Annotated in this window: 13 protein-coding genes; 8 read left to right on the top strand and 5 right to left on the bottom strand. The window is 71.6% G+C overall.

Annotated features, from left to right (window positions below):
- Positions 1 to 35: 35 nt before the first annotated feature.
- Positions 36 to 1,409: a sensor histidine kinase gene (locus tag ACFYPJ_RS26285; protein WP_389021877.1), complete on the bottom strand. Its 1,374-nt coding sequence runs from the start codon at positions 1,407 to 1,409 to the stop codon at positions 36 to 38.
- Positions 1,410 to 1,412: 3 nt separating this feature from the next.
- A complete protein-coding gene (locus ACFYPJ_RS26280; protein WP_389021874.1) occupies positions 1,413 to 2,090 on the bottom strand; it encodes a response regulator transcription factor in 678 nt (225 codons plus the stop codon).
- A 151-nt stretch (positions 2,091 to 2,241) separates the two neighbouring features.
- Here ACFYPJ_RS26280 and ACFYPJ_RS26275 point away from each other — a divergent pair, with 151 nt between their 5' ends.
- On the top strand, positions 2,242 to 2,436 hold the full coding sequence (locus ACFYPJ_RS26275; RefSeq protein ID WP_389021871.1) for a hypothetical protein: 195 nt from the start codon (positions 2,242 to 2,244) through the stop codon (positions 2,434 to 2,436).
- Positions 2,437 to 2,866: 430 nt separating this feature from the next.
- Here ACFYPJ_RS26275 and ACFYPJ_RS26270 read toward each other — a convergent pair whose 3' ends face one another.
- From ACFYPJ_RS26270 to ACFYPJ_RS26260, 3 genes are all read right to left on the bottom strand, one after another.
- Entirely contained in the window at positions 2,867 to 3,550 is a 684-nt protein-coding gene (locus tag ACFYPJ_RS26270; protein ID WP_389021868.1) for a BPL-N domain-containing protein, read from the bottom strand.
- 2 nt (positions 3,551 to 3,552) lie between these two features.
- The gene (locus ACFYPJ_RS26265; protein ID WP_389021866.1) at positions 3,553 to 7,599 is read right to left on the bottom strand and encodes a Pls/PosA family non-ribosomal peptide synthetase; all 4,047 of its coding nucleotides are present in this window, start codon (positions 7,597 to 7,599) and stop codon (positions 3,553 to 3,555) included.
- A gap of 549 nt (positions 7,600 to 8,148) precedes the next feature.
- Entirely contained in the window at positions 8,149 to 9,897 is a 1,749-nt protein-coding gene (locus tag ACFYPJ_RS26260; protein ID WP_389021863.1) for a right-handed parallel beta-helix repeat-containing protein, read from the bottom strand.
- Between the two features lie 124 nt (positions 9,898 to 10,021).
- On the opposite strand from ACFYPJ_RS26260, the gene ACFYPJ_RS26255 reads away from it, so the two are divergent.
- From ACFYPJ_RS26255 to ACFYPJ_RS26225, 7 genes are all read left to right on the top strand, one after another.
- Complete coding sequence (locus ACFYPJ_RS26255) at positions 10,022 to 12,394, top strand: glycoside hydrolase N-terminal domain-containing protein (protein WP_389021860.1); 2,373 nt, start codon at positions 10,022 to 10,024, stop codon at positions 12,392 to 12,394.
- Positions 12,395 to 12,492: 98 nt separating this feature from the next.
- On the top strand, positions 12,493 to 13,488 hold the full coding sequence (locus tag ACFYPJ_RS26250) for a LacI family DNA-binding transcriptional regulator (RefSeq protein WP_389021858.1): 996 nt from the start codon (positions 12,493 to 12,495) through the stop codon (positions 13,486 to 13,488).
- A gap of 464 nt (positions 13,489 to 13,952) precedes the next feature.
- Positions 13,953 to 15,260, top strand: coding sequence for a hypothetical protein (locus ACFYPJ_RS26245; RefSeq protein WP_389021855.1), 1,308 nt, complete (start codon positions 13,953 to 13,955; stop codon positions 15,258 to 15,260).
- 22 nt (positions 15,261 to 15,282) lie between these two features.
- Positions 15,283 to 16,542, top strand: a complete 1,260-nt coding sequence (locus ACFYPJ_RS26240; protein WP_389021853.1) for an extracellular solute-binding protein — start codon at positions 15,283 to 15,285, stop codon at positions 16,540 to 16,542.
- Positions 16,543 to 16,591: 49 nt separating this feature from the next.
- Positions 16,592 to 17,653 carry a carbohydrate ABC transporter permease gene (locus ACFYPJ_RS26235; protein ID WP_389021850.1) on the top strand — a complete coding sequence of 354 codons (1,062 nt, stop codon included), beginning with the start codon at positions 16,592 to 16,594 and terminating at the stop codon, positions 17,651 to 17,653.
- The gene (locus ACFYPJ_RS26230; RefSeq protein ID WP_389021847.1) at positions 17,637 to 18,530 is read left to right on the top strand and encodes a carbohydrate ABC transporter permease; all 894 of its coding nucleotides are present in this window, start codon (positions 17,637 to 17,639) and stop codon (positions 18,528 to 18,530) included. Before ACFYPJ_RS26235 ends, ACFYPJ_RS26230 begins: the two co-directional genes overlap by 17 nt.
- Positions 18,527 to 20,332: an alpha-galactosidase gene (locus ACFYPJ_RS26225; protein ID WP_389021844.1), complete on the top strand. Its 1,806-nt coding sequence runs from the start codon at positions 18,527 to 18,529 to the stop codon at positions 20,330 to 20,332. The genes ACFYPJ_RS26230 and ACFYPJ_RS26225 overlap by 4 nt, the downstream gene beginning before the upstream one ends.
- Positions 20,333 to 20,365: the final 33 nt, after the last annotated feature.

The raw sequence follows: 20,365 nt of genomic DNA, 5'->3' as shown, positions 1-20,365 counted from the left end.
GGGCCTCGTCCCGAGGCCGGCGTCGTATGTCGGCGTCACCGGTTCTCCAGCGGCAGCCGGACGACCATCCGCGCGCCGGGCCGGTTGTCCTCGACGCGGACGCTGCCGTGGTGCGCCGTGACGATGTCGCGGACGATGGCGAGGCCCAGACCGGCGCCCCCGGTGTCCCGGGCACGGGCGCGGTCGAGGCGGGTGAAACGCCCGAAGACGCGCTCACGGTCGGCCTCCGGTATGCCGGGACCGTCGTCGGCGACGACCAGGTTCGCGCTGTCGTCGCGGGCGTTGAGGGTGACGTCGACACGTGTGGTCGCGTAGTGCAAGGCGTTGTCCAGGAGATTGCGTACGACCCGGGTGAGTGCGTCCCCGTCGCCCGTCACCCGTGCCGCGCCCACGGCGTGCCGGTCGATCACCAGCGGGCTGCGCCCGCGGGCGTCGCGCACCTCGGCGTAGACGATCTCGTCCAGGTCCACGGGGCGGGTCCGCAGCCGCGGCCGGGCGTCGAGCCGCGCGAGCTGGAGCAGGTCGTCGACGAGTCTGATGAGCCGCTCGCTCTCCCTGACCAGGCCCGCGAGGTGCTGCCCGTCGACCGAACCGGGATGGTGGGCGGCCACCTCCAGACCGGTGTGCAGGGTGCTGAGCGGGTTGCGCAGTTCGTGGGCGGCGTCCGCGACGAACCGCCGCTGCCGCCGGGTCGCGGTGTCCAGCCGCGCGAGCAGGTCGTTGAAGGTGGCGGCCAGCCGGCCGAGCGCGTCCGCGGCGGGCGGCACGTCGACGCGACGGCTCAGGTCGGACGCGGTGATCTCGGCCGTCTGGGCGCGCAGGGCGTCCACGGGACGCAGCGCGCGCCCGGTGAGCATCCAGACGACGCCGGTGAGCAGGGCGACGACCCCCGGCACACCGGTGGCAAGACCGGCGGCGAGCCGGGCGATGCCGCGGTCGACGTTCTCGGTGGGGACGGCCACATACACGATCACGGGATTGTGGTGGGTGCCCGCGGGGACACCGACGGCACGCCAGGTCCCGCCGCCCGTGACCGGCAGGTCATGGATGGTGCGGGCGTGCGGGACACCCGACCGGCTCGGCGGAAAGGTGAACACCCGCGGCCGGCCCCGCAGGTTGGCGGAACTGGCGCGCACGGCGCCCGTGCGGTCGACGATCTGGACGGCGACCTCCCGGTGACCGGTGAACGGCACGTCCGGAAGGATCCGGTTGCTGTTCTCGTCCGCGGCGACGACCTGGGCGCGTTGCAGCGCGGTCTGGTCGAGACCGCTGATCAGGCTGGCGTGCAGCCACACGACGAGCAGCAGAGCCGCTCCGGTCAGCCCGGCCGCCATGACGGCCGCCGCCGCGGCGGTCAGCCGCAGGCGCAGCGACCGGCGGCCCCACCAGGACCGGACGCCGGCGGCCACCGGTCACCTCGCGCCGCCGCGCAGCCGGTAACCCGCACCGCGGACCGTCTCGATCGTCCGCCGGTCGAACGGGGCATCGATCTTGCGCCGCAGATAGCCGACGTACACCTCGACGACGTTGGTGTCGCCGTCGAAGTGCTCGTCCCAGACGTGGCAGAGCAGATCCGTCTTGCTGATCACTTCGTCGGGATGCCGGAGCAGGTATTCCAGGAGCGTGAACTCCCGGGCCGTCAGGCCGATGTCCCGGTGGCCGCGACGGCAGCGGCGGCGCGCGGGGTCGAGGGTGAGGTCGCCGGCGGTGAGCACGGCGGGCCGGGCAGGCGCACCGCGGCGCAGCAGCGCCCGGAGCCGGGCGACGAGCACGACATAGGAGAACGGCTTGCTCAGGTAGTCGTCGGCACCGAGATCGAGGGCGTCCGCCTCGTCGTACTCGCCGTCCTTCGCCGTGAGCATCAGCACCGGCGTCCACACCCGGGCCGCCCGCAGCCGCTTCAGGATCTCGTAACCCGACAGGGAGGGGAGCATGAGATCCAGCACGATGACGTCGTACGGGTCATGGAGTGCCCGCCACAGTCCCTCCGCGCCGTCGTACGCGACATCGGCTACGAAGCCGTCCGCGGCGAGTCCGTCGGCGATGGCCCCGGCGAGCGCGCGCTCGTCCTCGATGATCAGCAGTCGCATGGCAGTCTCTCCGTCTCCACGGTAGCTCCGAACCGTGACGACGGTTACCTGAGAGGACGCTGAGGAGACGGCCCGTTCTCAGGTCCCTCTCAGCACCCGGGCCGCAGGCTGGAGTTGTCAGACAGACACGGATCAGGCGAGGAGCGGAACGATGAGGGACCTCAGGGACGACGAATGCCGGACCGGGGACCTGAAGCAGGTCACCCGGGGGCGGGTGCGGTACGTGGTCGACCATGACCGGGTCCGGCGGAACGGTGCGGGGCCCGAGCGGCGGCCGGACCGGGAACTCGACGAGCGGGAGCGCCTGGTGCGCATGGCGCGCGTCGCCGAACGGCCCTTCGGCTGACGGCATCCGCGGGCGGCCCGTGACCCCTGCGCCACGGGCCGCCCGCAGACGTCGTTCAGCACTGGCGCGGGGCGACCGTCGCGGCGCGGCTGACGTCCACGGCGACGTCCTCGACCCTCCAGCCCGGCAGTCCCGCGGTCGGCGTGGGGCCGGTGCCGACGTAGTCGAGGGTCAGGCCCCGCGCCGGAACCGTGCCGAGACCCTTCAGATATGCCTCCTAGCGCATCCAGACCCGGGCGAAGGCCGGGGCCCGTTCGTCCGCGGGCAGGGCCGCCAGCTCGGCCCCCTCCCACGGGGTGCAACTCGGGGACGAGCCCCGCCACGACGCGGGGCGACGGGAGGCACTCCACGTCCTGCGTCCAGGGAGGCCGGCGCGGCCCGCGGGTCGGCATGGACGAGCCGCAGGACCGGCGGCGGGCTCACGGCGGCCTCATGTCCGCATCGCCTCTTCCACCAGGTCCATGGCCAGGTCGAGGGTGTGCTGCACGGGCAGGCCCTGGGTGGCGTACCAGCCGTCCGTGGCTTCCGGATGGGGGCCGGTGACCGCCACCCGGCCGGCCCCGAACGGGGCGACGAGGGCGGCGGGGCTGCCGTCGGCGTAGGTGGCGAGGACCAAGGCGTCGGCGTGCTCGTCGAGGACGAAGACCGGGCCGTCCTGGAAGTACAGGGTGCGGGGGCGTCCCCGCCAGGCCACCTCGATCAGCGTGTCGCCGTCGTCCCGGACGGTGGCACCCGCGGTGGAGATGTACTGGTCGGTGTCGCCGGGCAGCAGTCCGAAACCCGGGGTGGCACCTGCCAGGTAGCCACCGAGGCAGAAGCCCAGGTAGCGCCCGCCGGCCTGGACGAAGTCACGGATCGCCCGCCGCCGTCGGCGAAGCCTGAGGTAGGCGGGGAGGAGCGTGCCGCCGCCGGGCTGGGCGTACACCGACGCGTGCGAGAGGGACTCGGCGGACAGCGGGAACTCCTCGCGCGGACCGGTGAAGCGCACGTCGAACTGCCACGGGCCGCGGGAGAGCAGCCCGGCGACCGCCTCGGGGCAGCCGGGCAGCGAGGCCCGCCCGCGGTAGACGAGGGCCAGGGGACGGCGCCCGGCAGCGGTCTCGGCGTGTGCCACGACTACCCCTTCGCCGGGCCGGCGCCGACCCGGGCGGCGGCCGGTGCGCCCAGCCCCTCGGCGGGGAGCCCGTGCCAGCTCGTCCCAGGAGTCAGCCGCTCACCCTTCATCACCAGGGACAGCGCCCCGAGCAGGACGTCCGCGCCCACGTGCGTGTCGTACAGCACGATCGTCCGCGGACCGATGCTCGCGCCGGGTCCGACGACCACCTTCGACATCTTCATCACCCGGTCCTCGAAGAGGTGGGTCTGCAACGACACCTGCATGCCGATGGCAGCGTCGTCGCCCACCTCGACGAGGTCGAACTCGGTGAGGTGCGTGGTCCCGATCCAGGTACGCCGTCCGATGCGGGCACCGAACCGGCGCAGCACCGGCGGCAGGAACGGCGTACCCACCAGAGCGCCCACACCCGCCGGTACCGCGGCGGCCTCGAAGAGGCCGGTGGCGAACTCCGTACGGCGCACGAACAGGCTCCACAGGGGCTCGACCCGCGGACGGTACCGGCCCGCCACCACCCACTTGGCCAGCACGCACCACCCGATGACCGCCAGTACCGAGCCCGCGGTCAGGAGCGGCGACAGCAGCACGAGCAGCACAGGACCGGTCCGGGCGGCGATGGCTGTCAGGACCAGCAGGTACGCGGCAGCGGCGGTGGCCACCACCGAGGCGGGCATCGTGGCCCGGAAGAACTCGATGGCGAGCCGGCCCAGCACCGTCTTCCGGGCCGGCCGGAAGGTCTGCTCCTCGGGGAAGTCGCCGCTGTCCTGACGCACCGGGAGCCGCAGCGCAGGCGAACCCAGCCAGGTGCTGTCGGCGGGCACGAGGTCCGGGGGCGGCAGCGTGCCGACACCGACGAGGGAGCCCGGCCCCAGCCGGGTTCCGGCCGGCAGCAGCGCCGCGTTGCCCACGAAGGCCCGGTCGCCCACCTCGGTGGGGGCGAACGCCATGCGGTCGCCCGCGAAGGTGGCGATGCCCACGCCCGCCATGTCGGCGACGAAGCTGCCCTCACCGAGGGTCAGCAGGTCGGGATCGATGTGCGCCGCGGTCGAGACCTCGGTGCGCCGGCCGACCCGGGCACCGAGCAGCCGCAGCCAGGGAACCGTGTAGAGCGTGGCGTAGAGGGAGTTGGTGAAGAACAGGCTCTGTTCGAGCAGCTTGTCGGAGATCCACTTGCGCACACCCAGAGCCGAGCGCGCCGGATGGACACCCACGGGGGTCCTGGGCAGCACCGCTCGCTTGCCGACCGCGACGACCAGGCACACGGTGGCCACGAAGACGGGGCCGGACAACGCGGCGGCGACCAGTTGCGCCGCTCCGCCGCCGTGCGTGGCGGCCCACCAGATCAGGGCGGCACTGGGCACGACCATGCAGGCGACCGCCGCTTCCAGCGCGGCCAGGCCGAGCATCACGGCGGCCAGCTGCCGAGGCCGCCAGCGGTCCGTCCCGCTCCGGGCGCGCAGCATCGTCTCCATGACCGGGGCCAGCCGCTCCACCGGCCGGGCCGGGGAGCCCGCCCGGCGTGCCCCGGCGGGGACCGGCTCCTCCGGTCCCACCACGGACTGTTCGCCGAGCGCGGACCCGGGGCCGAGGCAGGCACCGGGTTCGAGCACCGCGTTGGCACCGACGCAGGCCCGCTCGCCCACGGTGATCGGGGCGACCGTCACCCATCCGTCGGCCACCTGCCAGGGGCGCAGCGTGCTGCCGTAGCCGATGGCGGCGTCCCGGCCGATGCTCAGCAGCCTGGGCAGGCCCACCATGCCGGTGGCGATGGTGGCGCCGGGGCCGACGCGGGCGCCGAGGAGCCGCAGATAGGGGCCCATCAGGGGGGATCCGCTGAGCACCCGCATCGGGCTGAGGCCGAGCAGCAGGACGTCCAGCGTCCACAGCCGCAGATAGGTCGCCCCCCACAGCGGATACCGGCCGGGCCGGATGCCCGCCGTCAGCGGCCGTGCGAGCAGGACCGGGACGAGCCAGCGCACTGCGGCGAAACCCCCCGCCACGGCGATGACCAGCCCGACGATCCGCGCACCCGACGCCGGACCGTGCCACAGCGCGTAGCAGTAGGCCACCGGTCCGGTGAGCAGCATGAGCAGCGCGTAGAGCGCCGCGGCCTGGGCCAGCCCGGCGCGCGCGATCCGCGCGCTCCCGTGCCGCAGCGGCTCGGGGCGGGGCCGCTGCGGTGCGCCGGCGGTGTCCCGCGCGCACCGCAGCCGGGCCGCGAAGGTGCGCACGGTCGGGTTCTCGTACAGGTCGCGCAGGGTGGAACCGGCTCCGGCGCCCCGGTCCCGCAGCAGTGACACGGCGCGCGCGGCGAGCAGCGAGTGGCCGCCCAGGTCGGTGAAGAAATCGGCCTCCGCGGAAAGCTCCCCGGGGGCCAGACCGAGCGCCTGGGCCCAGGCGTCGCGCACCCTGGTCTCCCACTCACCGCTGACCGGCACCACCTGCCCGGTGCCGATGAGCCGGCGGCCGGCCGGCTCGGGCAGCCGCGCACGGTCTACTTTGCCGCTCGGCATGACGGGCAGCCGCTCCAGGAAGTCCAGCGTCGAGGGCACCATGTAGGCGGGCAGCGACCGGCGCAGACGCGCGTGCAGCCGGGCGACGAGGCCGTCGCCCGGGGCCGTGCCGCCCTCGGCGGGCACCACGAAGGCGGCGAGGACGCGGTCGCCGTCCTGTCCGCCGCGCGCAGCGACGAGCGCGGTCGCCGCCTGGACGACCGCGGGGTCGTCGAGCAGTACGTTGTCGATCTCGTCCAGCGAGACCCGGTAGCCGCGGATCTTCACTTCGGCGTCGGCCCGGCCGAGGTACTCGATCTCCCCGTCGGCGGTCATCCGGCCGAGGTCGCCGGTGCGGTACAGCCGGCCCGAGCCGGGCGCCGGCGGGTGTTCGACGAAGCGGTCGGCCGTCAGATCGGGCCGGCCGGCGTAGCCACGCGCGAGGCCGGGACCGCCCAGACAGATCTCACCGACGGAGCCGTCCGGCACGGGCCGCAGCCGCTCGTCCAGGAGGACGGCCGAGTACGTCGGCAGCGGGCGGCCGATGGTGACCGGGCGCCCCGGCAGGAGTTCCTGCCAGGTGGCGGTGACGGTGGTCTCGGTCGGTCCGTAGGTGTTGAGGATGCGCCGTCCCGGCCTGCTCCACCGTTCGACCAGCGAGGCGGGGCACGCCTCACCGCCCACGACGAGGCTGCGGATCCGGGGCAGGTCGCGCGGGATCGTCGCCAGCAGCGTCGGGACGCAGTACAAGGCGGTGACGTCGCGCTCCTCAAGGAAATCGGCGAGATCGGCGCCGAGCCTGGCCGGCCCGCCCGGTCCGGCGACCAGGGTCGCGCCGGCCGCCCAGGTGGGCCAGATCTCCTCGATGGAGAAGTCGAACGAGATGGTCATGCCCTGGTACACCCGGTCCTGCGGCCGGACGTCGTAGACCGGTGACACGACTCGCAGGAAGTTGCAGATGCTCGACTGGGCGATCTCCACGCCCTTGGGCCTGCCGCTGGACCCCGAGGTGTACATCACGTACGCCAGCGGATCCTCCGCACCGCCGAGACCTCCGGGCGGCCGTACGCCGGGAAACCGGGCGAAATCCTCGGCGCACGTGTCGACGCGGATCGCCGGACACCGCCCGCGCGGCCCGGCCCAGGCGGCACCCTGCACGAGGGCGGACGTGGTCAGCACCACGGTGGCGCCCGAGTCGCCCAGGATGAACGCCACCCGGTCGGGCGGTGCCGCCGGATCGATCGGCACGAACGCCGCGCCCGCCTTGCAGACACCCAGCAGGCACACGTACAGCTCGACGGACCGGGGCAGCAGCAGTGCCACCCGGCTGAGCGGGCCGATGCCCGCGCCGCGGAGGTGATGGGCGACCTGGTTGGCACGGGTGTCCAGTTCGGCGTAGGTCAGCCGGTGCGATCCGCATTCGAGGGCCGGCGCCGAGGGAGTACGGTCGCAGGCGTCCTCGAAGAACCGGCTCAGCCGGCCGACGGTGCCCGGAGCACCGGTGACGGTGCGGCTCGGATCCGTTACGACGGGCAGGGCAGCGGTGTGGGTGGCCATGGGCTCCGCCTCTTCGCTAGGAAAGGGCCCGTACAGGTGACTCCTCCAGCCTGGAGGCCGTCCGCTGAGAAGAAGCTGAGAGCCGGCCCGGTCTCGGGGGACCGGCGCCGGGGCGACGCCGCCACCGCCTGTTGCGGGCGGCCCACGGGGCCCGGCCACCCGCAACGGCCGCGCGGAACCCGCGGACGCGACAGGGGCTGCGCAGACAGGTCAGGCTCAGGTCGCCCGTGGTGCCGAAGCTGCGGGGGACCAGGTACGCGGGACCGGCCGCGATCACACCCGACGCAGCCCGCTGCCGTCGTTCGTGTCGTCCCAGGCCCAGGGGACGTGCGCCGCATGGTCCCATCGTGGGGAAGCCGTGGACGGCACCCCCTCAGGGCCGGGACCGGCACACCCCGTCCGAAGCCGTGGCCGGTGAAGGCTCAGCGGACGCGATTGTTCCCCCGGTCCCGGGGCAGCATTCAAGTTCCCCTCGTCTCAAGGCAGTTGAGCCCAAGGGGCGCGGTACGCGGCCGCGGGCAGGCGTCCCGGGCGCGCGGCAGCACGGGTTCACGGCCGGAGCGTTCCCGACGTCCCTGCCACGAGCACGTCCGAACAGCCTTCGACGGACACCAGATCGGCCTCGGCGAAGGCGTCCGCGCCGGTGCCCGTCAGGCGGTTGCCGGTGACGGTCAGTCCGTCGACGGCGCGGGCGCGGACGACCGGGGCGTCCGCGCCGTCGAAGACGTTGCCGCTGATCGTCACGTTGCGGTGCACGGGGTGGGCGGGGTCGAGAACGGTGTTGGTCGGGGCGATGAGGATTGCCGGGGTGGCCGGGCGCAGGAAGGTGTTGTCCCGGATCGTGAGGTCGGCGACCGGGCCTGACTCGTACCACTCCGTGGCGTCGCCGGAGACGTACACGCTGGCCATGGTCATGCCGTCGAAGACATTGCCTTCGATGACGACCGGCCGCCGGGTGGTCACCAGCACGCCGCGGGTGGGCACGTTGACGAAACGGTTGCCCACGATGCTGACCGACGCCGTGGCGGTGATGTTCTCCGCTGCCCACAGCTCCGGTGTGACGGCGGCGGACAGCGGGCGGTCCAGCGTCACGGTCATGGTGCGCGCGTCGTCGGCGTCGTCCCGGTCGTGGGGTCCGTCGACCGCGGTGACACGAGCGGTGAAACCGGCCGCGGTGTCCAGGGCGGCGCGTGCGGTGAACTCGATCGTGTCACCGGGCCGGAACGCCGCGAAGCCGGCGGTCTCCGGGTGCCGGTAGGCCAGCGTCACCGTGTCGTCCGTCACCCGGCCGGACACGACGAGATACGTGCCGTGGATGTTGATCGGGTCGTCGTGCGGCCCGTCGAAGACGCAGTCGGCGATCTGCACGTGGCCCGCCATCGAGGAGAGGTTGATGAAGTCGGCGAACCCGGCCGACGTGCGGCCTGAGGCGGGGTCGGCGCGGAAGCGGACGTCACGTACCGTCAGATCCCGGCCCAACTGTCCGACGACGCCGAATCCGTGCAGGTAGTGCGCCGAGACGTCACGGATCTCCACGCGTTCGCTGCCGCCCACGAACGCGCCCGGATGGTCGCGCACGGTCGTGCGCATCTGGTAGACGAGCCCGGTGTCCCGCGGAGCCTCGGCGAAGCGGTACTCCAGGCGCAGGCGGTTGCCCGGGAGTTCACGGACGGCGGCCACATCGTCGAACAGCGGGTTGCGGTCCCGCCAGGTGCGCCGGGCGACCGGATCGTGCACCTGCGTGTACGCCATTGCGTCCGTGCCGGTCCAGTACGGCTCGCCGTCGACGGGGCTGGGCTCACCGAGCCAGGTGACCGACGTACCGCCGATCCGGAAGCGAGTGTCGGCGGGCAGCGTCAACTCCCGCCAGGCCGTACCGCCGTCCGTGCCGGCCGCTGCCACCGTCGCGTCGACGACCCGGGGTGAGACGTAGTCGAAGGAGAAACCCTCGAAACGTATGTCGGCCGAGTCGATCGCCGCGAACGCGGTCTGCGCGCCGTGCAGTACCAGGGCGGCGCCCTGACCGTCGACCACCAGGTCGCGGGCGTTCTCCACCAGGAGGGCGATGGTCTTGGTCAGGTACCGCCGGTCGGCGCCGACGGTGTTGGAGACGTGGAGATCGCGGCGTTCGGCCTGCTCGGGATAGAGGTGGTACCGGCCGGGTGCGAAGCGCACGGTGACCGGCCCCTGCACGGCACAGGCCGCACGCAGCGCCGCGGCGACCGCCGCGGCGCTGTCGCGGGTGCCGCTCGGGTCCGCGCCGAACGCGGTGACATCGACCATGGTGCGAAGCGCCACGCGTACTCCTCGTCTGGGGGCGGGCCCACGTCATCCGGGGATGGCCAACGGCGTTGACGTTGCCCTAATGTCTGAACAAAATCTGGCGCGTCAGTGTAGCCAGCCCGAGACCCCAGGAGGCATCGTGCCGGCTCGTGACCCCGCGCCTGCGCAGAGCCCGCACCGGCTCTCCTTCAGCCGGCCGGCCGGCCACTGGCTGGAGGCCCTGCCGCTCGGCAACGGCCGGATCGGCGCGATGCCGGACGGCGGTGTGGAGCGGGAACGGATGCGGCTCAATGATGCCACCGCCTGGTCGGGGTCTCCCGCGAGCGAGTTCGCCCACGGCCGGGTGGCGGCCGCAACGGCACGGGAAGCGGTCGCCGAGGCCCGCCGGGCGCTCGCCGGGGGCGACCACGCAGGCGCCGACCGGGCCGTGCGCCGCCTCCAGGAACGCTGGACCCAGGCATACCTGCCGTTCGGCGAGTTGACGGTCGGCATCGTCAACCCACCGGGCGAGATCACCGGGTACACCCGCTGTCTCGACCTGGAGACCGCCGAGCACGTCGTGCGCTACGAGGCGGGAGGTGCGGCGGTGGTACGGCGCACGGTGGTCTCGTACCCCGACCGGGCGCTGCTGATGACCGTGGACGTCGAAGGCGACGCCGGTGCCGGCCTCACCGTCGGCCTCGACTCGGCACTACGGGTCCTCGGCTGCGGCCGGGGTGAGCGGCTGGCCTGGCTCACGACCCGGCTGCCCTTCGACGCAGCTCCTCCGCACGAACCCGACGTCTCCTCGCCCGTCTACGACGACGACCAGGTCAGCCTGCGGGGAGCGATCGCGTTGCACTGGTCGCACGACGGGGAGGACATCCCCGTGGACGAGGCGGTGCGGTCCGGCGACCGGGCCGCCCCCCTGCTGGCCGCGCGGGGTGTCCGGCACGCCGAGATCGTGCTGACCACCGGCACGACCTTCACCGCCATCGGTGCCGCACCGCGCGGTGACGAGCACGACGCCCTCGCGGCGGCCCGCCGGGACCTCGACGCGGCCGTACGCCGGGGCGCCGCCGCGCTGCGCGAGCGGCAGCGCACGGACCACGCGCGCCTGTACCGGCGGGTGGAACTGGAGTGGGCCGCAGCGGACGAGCGGCTGCGGCAGATCGCGTTCCTCTTTCACTACGGCCGCTACCTGCTGATCAGCGCATCGCGGGCGGGCGGCCCGCCGGCCACGCTCCAGGGGCTGTGGAACGACTCGATGCGGCCCCCGTGGAGTGCGAACTACACGGTCAACATCAACACCCAGATGAACTACTGGCCCGCGGACGTCACCGACCTGCCCGAGTGCCTGCCACCGCTGTTCGACCTGGTCGAGGCGGTGAGCGTGCGGGGCGCCGAGACCGCGCGGAGGCTGTACGGCGCACGGGGCTGGTGCGCGCACCACAACACCGACATATGGGCCTACACCTCACCCGTCGGCCGGGGGAGGGCCGACCCGGCGTGGGCGTTCTGGCCGATGGCGGGCGGCTGGCTGTGCCGGCACCTGGCCGACCACGTGGCCTTCGGCGCCCCTGAGCCGTTCGCCCGGGACCGTGCCTGGCCGGTCGTGCGGGGCGCGGCGCAGTTCGTCCTCGACTGGCTGGTGGAACTGCCTGACGGCACCCTCGGTTTCGCTCCCTCGTCGTCACCGGAGAACCGCTTCGCGACCGCGGCGGGCCCGATGGCCGTCGACGTCAGCTCCGCGATCGACGTCGCCGTCGCCCGCGAGGTGTTCGCCTCGGCCATCGCCCTGGCGGAGCGCGCGGGGCAGCCGGCCGACTCCGTGGCCGAGGCGGCTCGGGCCGCCCTGGAACGGCTGCCGGGCCCCGAGACCGACGAGGACGGGACGGTACGGGAGTGGCGCGGCCCGCATGTGATGGCGGAGCCGGCCCACCGGCATCTGTCCCCGCTCTACGAGGCGTTTCCCGGGACAGGCGTACGACCGGAACACGCGGCCGCCGTCGCCCGGACACTCGACGTGCGCGGTGACGACTCCACGGGCTGGTCGCTCGCGTGGAAGCTGGCGCTGCGCGCACGGCTGCGCCATGCGGAGCGGCTGCCCGCGCTGATCGACCTGGCGCTGCGTGAGGTGGACCCGGCAGCAGTGGGCGAGCACGGCGGCCTCTATCCCAACCGCTTCTCGGCCCATCCGCCGTTCCAGATCGACGGCAACTTCGGTTTCACGGCGGCGGTCGCGGAGTGCGTGGTGCAGAGCCATGCCGGCACGGTCGACCTGTTGCCGGCGCTGCCGTCCGACTGGCCCGCCGGGCGGTTGCGCGGAGTGGTGGCGCGGCCGGGTGTCGTAGTGGACGTGGCCTGGGACGAGGAACGGCGGCTGGTCGAGGCGCGTCTGCGCAGGCGGGCCGACCAGGTGACCGCCGTGCGGGTGTCGCTGGGGGCGGCGTCGGTGGCGGTGGACCTGGCCCTGGGGCCGTGGACCGTACGTCCCGGGAAGGATGGGCGGCTGCTGGCGGTGCCGGACTGAAACAGGGGCCCCGCCCGCCCTTCGGGCGGCGCCGCGGTGCCGGGAGTGATCCCGTACACTCGCAACGCGTCGGGCGGCGCCGTTCAGCAGAGGGAGTTATGGCCAAGGTCGGGATCAGCGACATCGCGGCGCGAGCCGGCGTCAGCGAGGCCACGGTCAGCCGCGTCATCAACCGCCGCGGGGTCGTCGCCATGGCGACGCGACGTCAGGTGGAGGAGGCGATCCGCGAGCTGGGCTACGAGCGCGGCGGACAGAGCCAGCTGGTCGTGGTGCTGACCCCGGGTCTGGCCCAGCCGTTCTTCGGCCGGCTGTGCGAGCTGATGGAGTCCGCGCTCGCGTCGCAGGGTTTCCGGGCGATAGTGGGGTCCACCACGGTGGGCGGTCTCCAGGAGATCGACTTCATCTCCTCGACGATGGACCTGGGCATCGCCGGCGCGGTTTTCGCCTCCGCCAGCAACACCCTGGTGGGTGCCGACCCGACGGTCTACCAACTGCTCGCGGAGCGCAAGATCCCCTTCGTGCTGGTGAACGGCGCCATCGAGGGCCAGCCCGCGCCCAGTTTCTCCACCAACGACGTCGTCGCGGCGGAGCTGGCGGTCGATCACCTGTGGGGACTGGGCCACCGGGACATCGGTTTGATCGTCGGTCCGGCGGGCAATCGGCCGAGCGAACGCAGGCTGGCCGGGTTCGTCGAGGCGATGAGCGCTCGCGGTGTGGCCGATCCGCAGCGGCTGGTCGTCCGCCAGGTCTACAGCGTCGAGGGCGGTATGTCCGCCGCAGGGACGCTGCTCGGCCAAGGGGCGACGGCGATCGTCGCGGCCAGCGACTACATGGCGCTCGGCGCGATCCGCGCGGCGCGGCGCCGGGGGATGTCGATCCCGGAGGATCTGTCGGTGATCGGCTACGACGACTCGCAGATCATGGACTTCGTGGATCCGCCGCTGACCACCGTGCGCCAGCCCGTCGAGCGGATCGTGCAGTCGGTGTCGACGGCCATGGTGCACCTGGTCAACCGTAAGCAGGCGCCCTCGGGCGAGTTGCTGTTCGACCCCGAGCTGATCGTGCGCGCCTCCACGGCGCCGCCTCGTTCCTGAGGCGTTCTCCCACCTCACTGCCGCTTCCGCCCCGGCCGGAGCACGCTCCTCAGAGCTGTTCGCGGGGCGGCCCCGGCAGCTCACGCCGTCGTCTTCGGCGCTCTCCAGCAGCACTTCGTCGGCGCGGACACGATGCCGCGTTTGACGGATGATTGACGGATCCGTCATAAATCCGTCATTGAGCTTCCAGGGATACGTCCCGTGCCAGGCCGGATCGGGCAAGAGGGCTCCTCTTCGCTCCTTTATGGCGCACTTTCGGACACGTCCAGAGCTGCCAGGACGTCCCAAGGGTCGCCTCTACCTGCTACGACTGGTGTCGCGGAACCTTGAACAGGATTGCAACGCTGATGTATTGACCTGAAATTGACGTACGTGTAACACTGCCTTTCATGGTGCAGGGATCAACATTTCCGCAGGCCCCATGCGGTTTCGGTAGCCCGGGATCGCAAGGTGTGGCCCTTCAGGTGAAGTCCAGCTTGACGGATCTTGTCGAGTCTTTCAGTTGGGCGTCATGGCGGGCGCGTGAGTGGGTCCAGACGGGGCGGCGTGCGGACTTCCTGCCGAGCTACTGGGCGGGGCTCACCGACCGGCCGATGTTCTACTCGCGTGACCTGGCCCACCAGATGCTCGGCGCGCATCTCCTCGGTCTCGACGCGGAGAACCTGGCGATGCTCCGTCACTTCGCCGCCTCCGCCACCGAGCGGCGCGGCTGGTACCCGCTGTGGGCGTTCACCTTCGACGGCGTGCCCGCGGCCATCGACTACCACGACGACGACGACTTCGTCCGCGAGATCCCGGCGCCGTTCGAACTGGTGGAGAAAGCCGTCGAGCAGTACCGCTGGACCGGCGACGAGCGGTTCCTTCGGACGCCGGAGATCGCCGCGTTCATCCGCACCACCCTGACCTCGTTCGCGCAGGCCCACGATCCGCTGGGTACCGGCGTCGCCGGTGAACGCGGCAGCGGTGACATCTTCCAGGGCACCGCCACGTACAACGAGGTGGAACACCCGCCGCACCTGCTGGTGGCGGCCGACGGCATCGCCAGCCAGTGGGCGGCCCACGCCGCGCTCGCCGAGGTCGCCGCCGATGCGGCGCTGGACCCCGAGTTCACGGACTGGAACGCGGAACGGAAGGCTGCGCTGGAGGCCGAGTTCGCCGACGGCTGGTGGCTGGCGGAACACGAGCACTACACGGCGGGCTTCACCCACGACGGGCCGGTCAGCGGCTTCGGACTGGAGAGCACGTGGTTCCCGGCGGTCAAGGGCGTCATGCGGCCCGATGACCGGGCCACCGCTCACCTGGACCACCTCAGCGCCTGCCTGGAGCAGAGCCCGCCGCACAACATCGAAGCCTTCACCTACCTGCCCGAGGCGTATCTCCGCTACGGGCGTGACGAGGAAGCCCTCCGGTGGATCCGGTTCCTGGCGGAATCCCGCGCGGACTACCCGGAAGTGCCGTTCACCCATGTCGCCCACATCGTCACCGGACTGACCGGCCTGAGCATGGGATCCCGCCGAGGTGAGGTGCACACCCGGGCGCACATCCCGCCGAACGACTGGCTGGAGGCCGACGGAATCGCCGCCGGCCGCTCGACCATCGGTGTCCGCCACGAGGGGCACGAGGCGAGCGAACTGTGGGTGACCGGCGGCAACGGCGTCACCTGGACCAGTACCTGGCCGGACGGCCGCACCACCCGAGTCGACGTCCCGGCCGGCGGCCGGGCGCGCGTCAGTGCCGACGGCGGTACCGCCGTATCCCCCCGACAGCGATGAACCCAACGACAAGGACGTCTCCGTGTTCAGAAAAGCAGTGACAGCCGCCATGGTCGCCGGCTGCCTGGCCTCCCTCGCCGCGTGCAGCAACGACACCGGGGCCACCCCCGGAAACAGCGGTGGCAAGTCCACGAACATCTCGTTCGCCTACTGGGGCACCAACGAGGAGAACGCGACGATCAAAAGCATGGTCGCCGCCTTCGAGAAGGCCCACCCCGACATCCACGTCGAACCCAACTGGATCCAGAGTGACTACGAGCAGAAACTCCAGACATCCATAGCCGGTGGTGACGCCCCCACTGTCGCCGCGATCTCCAACACCTCGCTGCCGAGCTTCTTCAGCGCCTTCAAACCGGTCACCGTGGATGCCGGCACGTACTACTCCCAGGCCGTCGCCAAGGCCGGCAACGTCGACGGCACCGACTACACCGTGCCGTTCGTCGCCAAGAGCAAGGTCCTGGCCGTCGACACAGCCGCTTTCACCAAGGCCGGCGTGCCCGTACCCTCGGGCACGAAGCCGCTCAGCACCCAGGAATTCGTCACCGCCGCCCAGAAGATGACCAGCGGCTCGGGTTCCGCCAGGACCTACGGCTCGGCGCCCCTGTGGTACGACGGATGGCTGCTGGCCGACGGCGGTTCGTACTACAACGCCGACGGCACGAAGTGCACCATGGGCGACGCGGCCGGGATCCGGGCGGCCAAGACCGTGGTCGACTCGCAGAAGCCCGGCGGTTTCGCACCCACCACGATCGCCGTCCAGGGCCAGGACATGTTCCAGTGGCTGACCGAGGGCAAGGTCGCGATGCTGCCCGACTTCGGCCCGTGGAACATCGCACAGTTCGCCGCGCTGGACACCTCGCGCTTCCGCCTCGTCCCCATGCCCGGCCGGGGTGAGCCCATGGAGGTCGACGGCCTCGGCATCACCAAGAGCGCGAGTTCGGCGCAGACCACCGCCGCCCAGACGTTCACGGCGTTCATGAGCAGCGACCCGGCCGCCCAGAACCTGCTCGCGTCCAAGACCTCCGCGCTGGGCGTGCCCGTGGTCAAGAACTCCCTGTCCGCCTTCAAGTCCGCCGCGCCCAAGGTCAATCTCCAGGCGTTCGTCGACGCCGTCACGCATGCGGTCGGTACGCCGTACGTGAAGAACAAGGTTCAGATCGAGAGCACCTTCTCCACCGCTCTCGACTCCCGCACCGCGGTCGGGACCGGTCACGAGGACCCGGCGACCGTGTTGCCGCAGCTTCAGACCAAGTGCCAGCAGATGCTCGACGCGACCAAGTAGCCCCCGAGCCGGACGGCCGCGAGCGGCACCGAGAAAGACCAGTCTGCACATGTCAGAGATAGTGAAGGGCCTGGAGGGCCTCCTCGCACGGTTTCACCTGGACGTGGCGCTCCAGCCGATCGTGGCCTTCGTCATCATGATGGCCGTCGTCTTCGGGATCCTGGGCGCCGCCTTGTGGATCGCGGTGAGACGACGGTGGATCAGCCGCACGACCGCGGCGTTCTGGCTTTTCGTCTCCCCCTGGATCGTCGGCTTCCTGCTGTTCATCGGCGGACCGATGATCTACTCCCTGGTTCTGTCGTTCACCCACTGGGACCTGATCAGCCCGGCGAAGTTCGCCGGCCTCGCCAACTACCGGCAGGCCGTGCACGATCCGAATGTCGGGCAGGCCATCAAGGTCACCCTGCTGTACGCGGTGATCAGCGTCCCGGCGCAGACAGTGCTGTCGCTCGCGGTGGCGCTTTTGATGAACGTGAAGGTCCGCGGCATCCATGTCTTCCGCACCATCTGGTACCTGCCCTCCCTGGTGACCGGGGTGGCGCAGACCGTGCTGTTCATCTGGGTCTTCAACCCCGAGTACGGCCTGGTCAACGGAGTACTGCACCTGGTGGGAATCGACGGCCCGAAGTGGCTCTACGATCCCCACTGGGCGCTGTCGGCAATCATCATCATGAGCCTGTGGACCGTCGGCGGCAACATGGTCATCTACCTGGCGGGGCTGCAGGACGTACCGTCCGAACTCTACGAGGCGGCCGCGCTCGATGGCGCCGGCCGGCTGCGCTCCCTGTGGAACATCACGATTCCGCAGATCAGCCCGGTCATCTTCTTCAACGTGGTGACGGGACTCATCTACGCGATGCAGACCTTCACCCAGGGGTACGTCGTCACCCAGAACGGCGGCGGCCCCGCGAACTCCCTGCTGTTCTACGTCGTGTACCTGTACCAGAACGCGTTCAAGTTCTTCCAGATGGGCTATGCGTCAGCCCTCGCCTGGATCCTCTTCCTCATGATCATGGTGCTCACCGCGGTCGTCTTCCGGGGCAGCAGTTTCTGGGTCTACTACGAATCGCAGCGCCCGAAGGAAGGGAGGCGGCGTGTCCGCGCCAAGTGAGACGAAGCCCGACGTCCGGGCCGAACGGACCACACGCATCCGGCGGTCCCGGACCGACGGGACACCTGCGGCACGCTACGCCGCGGTCGCCGTGCTCGTCGTGGGGTCGGTCGTGTTCGTCTACCCCTTCCTGTGGATGATCGCGACAGCGCTGCGCACCCGGGCGGGTGTCTCCAGTGGCGGCATCGCGCTGTGGCCCGTCCAGTGGCAGTGGTCGAACTTCTCCAGCGGCCTGGGCTCCTTCCCGTTCTGGCAGTACTTCCGCAACTCGCTGATCAGCACGCTGGTGCCGGTCGCGGCGGTCGTCTACTCGTCGTCGCTGGTGGGTTTCGCGTTCGCGCGGATCCGCGCGCGTGGCTCGAACGTGCTGTTCGGCATCGTGCTGGCGACGCTGCTGCTGCCGCAGGAAGTGACGATCGTGCCGCAGTTCGTCCTGTTCAAGAACCTGGACATGATGAACACGCTGTGGCCGATCATCCTGCCCACCTTCTTCGGGTCGGCCTTCTGCATCTTCCTCTTCCGCCAGTTCTACCTGCGGCTTCCGGAATCACTCACGGACGCCGCCATCCTCGACGGCGCAGGATGGTTCCGCATCTGGTGGTCGGTCTACCTTCCGCTGTCCCGCCCGGTCCTGATCGCGACCGCAGTCCTGCAGTTCATGTCGTACTGGAACAACTTCTTCCAGGCCGCGATCTACATCACCGACGACAAATGGAAGACGCTGCCGCTGGCGCTCGCCGGATTCCAGTCGGTCAACGGAACCGACACACCGCTGCTCATGGCCACGACCGTCGTCGTGACCCTGCCCTGCGTACTGATCTTCTTCTTCGCCCAACGCCACATCATCGGCGGAATCTCCTTCTCGGGAAACAAATGACCGACGCTCCATCCGCGGCACCGCTGTCCATCTGGGTGCCTGGACACAACCCTGCCCGACCGCAGCAACCCGTCTTCCTCGGCACGACCGCCACGGCACGCGGGCTCAGGCTCCAGGCGACCGACACGGACGCCGCCCAGACGACCGAGGTGGCCGACGGCGTGTGGGAGATCTCCTTCCGCGCCGGCCGCGCCCCGCTGGAACTCACCGCCCTGGTTCCGGCGGTCGACGCGGTGGCCTGGTGGCGTCCGGGCAGCACCGAGCCGCACGCGACGGTCCCGCCGTCCTGGGGCGACCCGGTCGACACCACGGCACTGCTCGGCATCCCCGTCGGCGCCCTGCTGCTCCGGCAGGACCGGACCGGTCTCGTCTACGCGCTCGACGCGGGCAGCCACCGCACCTCGGTGCGCGCCGGACTGGTCGAGGAGAGCGCCGAGTTCGCGGTCATGGTGACCGTGCAGGATGCGGAACCCGGCGCGGAGATACGGCTGCTCCTCGACGTCTCCGGACGCCCGTTCGCCGAGGCGGTACCGGACACCGGGCGCCGGCTTCAGCGGGGCGGCGGTACCCGGGTGGCCCCCGGCGCCGAGGACGCGGTGCTGTGCACCTGGTACTTCGCCCACCAGGACGTCACGGCCGGGACGGTGCTGGCCCAGGCGGACCGGGCCGCGGAGCTCGGCTTCGGCGTGGTCATCGTGGACGACGGCTGGCAGACCATGTCCCAGGCACGCGGCTACGGCTGGTGCGGCGACTGGGAGGTGGCCGCCGAGAAGTTCCCCGACCCGGCCGACCTGGTCGCCGAACTGCGTACCCGGGGACTGCGCACCATGTGGTGGGTGGGCACCCCCTTCCTGGGCTTCCGGGCCCGAGCCCGTACGGCCGGTCTCGCGACGCGGTACGAGGAGACCGAACTCGACGCCGCCGTCCTCGACCCGCGGGACGACGCCACGCGCCGCCACCTCGTCGAACGCATCCGCGACCTCGTCGTGGAGACCGGCGCGGACGGAGTCAAGCTCGACTTCCTCGAACGGTTCGCCACACCGGTGCCGCACGACTCGTCGCCGCACTCCCCGGTGGCGGCGACCGTGCGCCTCCTCGCGGAGATCGTCGAAGCCGTCGAGGCGGCCGGTGTCCGGCCGTTGATCGAGTTCCGGGAACCGTACGTGCATCCGGCCGTCGGCCGGTTCGCCACCATGCTGCGGGTCGGCGACTGCCCGCTGAGCGCGACCCAGAACCGGGTCGGGATCGTCGACCTGCGCATGGCCCGTCCGGGCCAGCCCGTCCACAGCGATCCGATCATGTGGGCCGCGGACGACGCCGCCGAACGCGTCGCCCACCACCTGATCAACGCGCTGTTCGGTGTCCCGCAGGTGTCCGTGGACCTCGTACGGCTGGACGGCGCGCCGTCGGACGCGCTGGCGTTCTGGCTGCGGGTGTGGACCACGTACCGGGAAACCCTGCTCCACGGTGAACTGCTCCCGCAGCGGCCCGACTTGCTCTATCCGCTGATCGCCGCCGACGACGGGGACCGGCACTTCGTCGCCCGGTACGCCCCGCACGCGGTGACGCTCCCTCGGCGGCCGTGGCATGAGGTACTGATCGCCAACGCGGACGACAGCGCGCCCCTGGTTGTCAACGGTGCGCTGCCGGTGAGCGTTCGGATGGAGATCTGGGACGCGCGCGGCCGACGGACCCACCGGTCCCTCACGGAGTTGGCGCCCGGCCCGTCGGTCCTCCCGGTACCTTCCGGCGGCCTGGCCCGCCTCAGCCACCCGGACCTCGGCCCCGGCCCGGAGCTGTGAGTGCGGCGGGCCGGGTGAACGGGCCGGCGCGGC

The sequence above is a fragment of the Streptomyces sp. NPDC006012 genome (assembly GCF_042871185.1).
Taxonomy (GTDB): Bacteria; Actinomycetota; Actinomycetes; order Streptomycetales; family Streptomycetaceae; genus Streptomyces.
This window is presented reverse-complemented; position numbering and strand designations above follow the sequence as displayed.